Here is a 3,753-nt window from a genome sequence, read left to right as displayed (position 1 = left end):
CGCCCACGCTGACCATCGGCGCCCGCAGGTCCCCCTTCCCCCCTGCTCCCCCTGGTCCCCTTCCTGTTTCCTCTGCCTTCTTCTCCCTCCTTCTTGTCTTCTTCCTTCTTCCGCCTGCTCCCCCCGTTTTCCGACTCATCGTTCACCCACGTCTGTTGTGAGGCATCCGCATGTACGACGCCATCGTGGTGGGGGCGCGCTGCGCCGGCGCGCCCACCGCCCTGCTGCTGGCCCGGGCCGGGTACCGGGTGCTCCTGCTGGACAAGGCGGCGTACGGCTCCGACACCCTGTCCACGCACCTGGTCCACCAGCCCGGCGTCGCCGCACTCGCCCGATGGGGGCTGCTGGAGCGGGTGCGCGCCTCGGGCTGCCCGCCAATCGAGCGCGCGGTCTACGAGGTCGCAGACATCCACATCGAGGGCTGCGCCCGCGGTGTGGAGGGACAGCGTGCCGGGTTCGCGCCGCGGCGCCACGTCCTGGACGCGCTCCTGGTCGACGCGGCCACGTCGGCCGGCGCCGAGTACCGCGACCACTGCCGGGTGACTGGTCTGTTGCGCGACGACGGCGGCCGTGTCGTCGGCGTCGAGGGCAGCCACGGCGGTCGCGCCTTCACCGAGCGCGCACACCTGGTGATCGGCGCGGACGGGATGCGCTCCACCGTCGCCCGGCTCGCGGCGGCGCCGTACACCGCGCGGGACCCCCGGCTGACCTGCGCGTACTACACCTACTGGCAGGACGTCCCCGCCGATCTGGAGCTGTACGAGCGGCCCGGCGGCTGGGTGGCCACGGTGCCCACCAACGACGCGGCGACCCTCGTCCTGGCCTACTTCCCGCAGGCCCGCTTCGCGGAGGTCCGCACCGACGCGCACCGCGCCTACATGGAGCAGATACGCGCCACCGCGCCCGCCCTGCACGACCGGCTGGCCGGCGCCAAACCGACGGAGCGCCTGCACGGCTGCGGCGACCAGGAGAACTTCTTCCGGCAGCCGACCGGACCCGGCTGGGTCCTCGTGGGCGACGCCGCGCACCACAAGGACTCCATCACGGCACGCGGCATCAGTGACGCCTTCCAGCAGGTCGAGGCGCTGGTGGAGGCGGTGACCGGCACGCTGGGTGGCGATCCCGCGCTACTGGACGCCGCGCTGGCCCGATTCGCCGAGGACGCCAGGGCGCGTCTCGTACCGGGCTACGAGGCGACGCTGGGCGCCGCCCGGCTGGACCCCCACGAGCAGCGTCTCTCCCTGCTGCGTGCGGTGCAGTCGGACCCGGAACTCACCGCGATCTACCTCGACATGGTGGCCGGTATCGCCTCCGCCAGTGCGCTGTACACACCCCGGCTGCTCGCGCTGCTATGACAGGTGCCACCAACTCACGTGGGGTTACAGGCCAGTTGTCACAGGCCGCATATGACGCTGCGCGATGATCCTGATACCGTGCAGCTCGCGCCGACTTCGATCACGGTGAGCCACCAGGCCACAGCGCGGGGATCGTCGGACGTCGCGCGCAACTGCCCGCACCGCTGTACCGCTGCTGTACGAGGAATCAGATGCCAGGCACCCGCGACCGGCGGACACGTCACCGCGCCGCTTACCCGAGATCACTGCGATCCTCGTTCGTCCTCCCCTTCGTCATCCCCGCGGTCTGCGTCAGCGGCCTGTGGGGATACACGGCGGCCGGACTCGTGGACGACCAGGTCCAGTTGCACACCGAGGCCGGCCACGTCACGTCCCTGGCCCGGCCCGCGCAGGAGCTGCTGACACGGCTGCAGGAGGAGCGCCGGCTCACCGCCGTGTGGCAGGCGGCCCGCACGGACGCCGCCCGGGCGGACCTGGACGCGGCCCGCAAGAAGACCGACGCCACCCTCGCCGACTACCAGCGGCAGGCGAACGGCCCGGACACGGCCACGCTGCGGCGCCGGGCCGAGGTCTTCGACGGCGCGCTGGCGTCGCTGGCGGACCGCCGGTCCGCGGTCGACGCGAGGAAGCTGTCGTCCGACGACGCCTTCGGGTACTTCACCGACACCGTCTCCCAGGGCCTGGCCCTGCTCACCGCGGCCGTACGCAGCGACGACGGCACACTGGACCGCGCCGGCACCGCGACGGTGGCGCTGGCGCAGATCACCGAGATGCTGGCGCGCGAGGACGCGCTGGTCTCCGCCGCCCTGCCCGCTCGCCGCCTCCCGGAGGCCGACCGCGCCCGCTTCGGCCAGTACGTGGGGTTCCAGCAAGCCGCGCGGGCGGTCCTGATCACCGAGGACCTGCCCGGTGATGCGGCCGCCGCGTACGTGCGGATCACCTCCGGCGCGCAGTGGAGCACCGTGGGTTCCGTCGAGAAGGCCGTCGGCGGCGGCCGGGGCGCCGCCGTGCCGAAGGGTGCCACCGCCTGGCCGGCCGCCGCCGACAGCGTTGTCGCTGACTTCCAGACGCTGGGCGGCACCTCTCTGGCGGCGTGGGCCGACCGCGCCACGGACCGGGCCGGGGAACTGCTGCTGGCCACCCTGCTGGGGACGGCGGCCGCACTGGCAGCGCTGGCGGCAGCCGCTGTGCTGGCGCTGCGCACCCGTCGTTCGATGATCGGCCGCCTCACCGAGTCCGACCGCTTGTCCGAGCAGCTGTCCGAACTCCAGGCGGGCACCGAGCAGTTGGCGGCATACCGGCTCCCCGAGCTGCTGGCCCGAATAGAAAGGGGCGAACGGGTCGATCCGGCCGCGCTCGCCCCCCGGCGGCAGCAGGCGGGCGACGAGATCGGGCGGCTGTCCTCGGCCGTCGACCAACTGACGCACGTCGCCGCTCAGTCCGCGCTGCGGCAGTCCCAGGGACGGCAGGGCTCGGACAAGGTCGTGGGACAGCTCATCCGCCGCGCCCAGGTCCTGATCCACCGGCTGATCGCGCTGCTGGACGACCTCGAGCGCAAGCACGAGGACTCGGACCTGCTCAAGGACATCTTCCGCGTCGACCATCTGGCCACCCGCGTACGGCGGCACGCGGAGAACCTGATGATCCTCAGCGGCGCTCCGCCGAGCCGCCGCATGACCCGGCCCGTCGCGATCACCGACGTGATGCGCAGCGCAGTGGCGGAGACCGAGCAGTACACCCGGGTCAGGGTGAGGAACACGCCGGCGGACCGGCGGGTGGCCCTGGCCGGCCGTGCGGTCGCCGACGTCACGCATCTGCTGGCCGAACTCATCGAGAACGGCACCAGCTTCTCCCCGCCGGACACTCAGGTGACGGTCAGCGCCACCCGGGTCGCCAAGGGCCTGGCCGTGCATGTGGAGGACCAGGGCCTCGGCATGCCCCCGGACCTGCTGGAGCGGGCCAACGGCCTGCTCGCCGAGCCGCCCAGGGTCGACATGACCGCGTTCGGCGAGGACCCGCGCCTCGGCCACTTCGTGGTGGCCCGGCTCGCCGAGCGGCACGGCATCAAGGTGGTGCTGCGCGAGTCCGACTACGGCGGCACGCTCGCCCTGGTGGTGCTCCCCGTCGAGCTGCTGGAGGAGACCTCCTCGCCCGTCGTCGACCAGCTCCAGTCGGCGGCGGTCGCCGCCGGCCGGGCCGTGGAGAGCGAGCCGGAACCCCGGCTGACGGGCACCGGCCGGCACCAGGCCGGCACCGACCAGGGTGCCCTGACGGGGGCGGGCGCCCGTGCTGCCGCCACCGAGGGCGCCGTCGTCCACACGGCGCCGCCGGATCACAACGGTTTCCCCGAGTACGGAGGTGCAGGCCTGTTGCCCCCCGCGTCGGACCACCCCGCACC

2 protein-coding genes are annotated in these 3,753 nt (G+C 73.1%); both read left to right on the top strand.

Annotation, left to right across the window (positions count from 1 at the left end; genetic code table 11):
• The first annotated feature begins 170 nt into the window (after window positions 1-170).
• Window positions 171-1,355: an FAD-dependent oxidoreductase gene (locus tag BZY54_RS46085; RefSeq protein ID WP_086731302.1), complete on the top strand. Its 1,185-nt coding sequence runs from the start codon at window positions 171-173 to the stop codon at window positions 1,353-1,355.
• A gap of 191 nt (window positions 1,356-1,546) precedes the next feature.
• Window positions 1,547-3,753 (top strand): sensor histidine kinase (locus BZY54_RS46080; protein WP_086731301.1); only part of this gene is annotated, 2,207 nt, incomplete at its 3' end.

Source organism: Streptomyces carpinensis, assembly GCF_002154505.1.
Taxonomy (GTDB): Bacteria; Actinomycetota; Actinomycetes; order Streptomycetales; family Streptomycetaceae; genus Streptomyces; species Streptomyces carpinensis.
The sequence above is the reverse complement of the archived record's forward strand: the minus strand, read 5'-3'. Positions and strand labels throughout refer to the sequence as shown.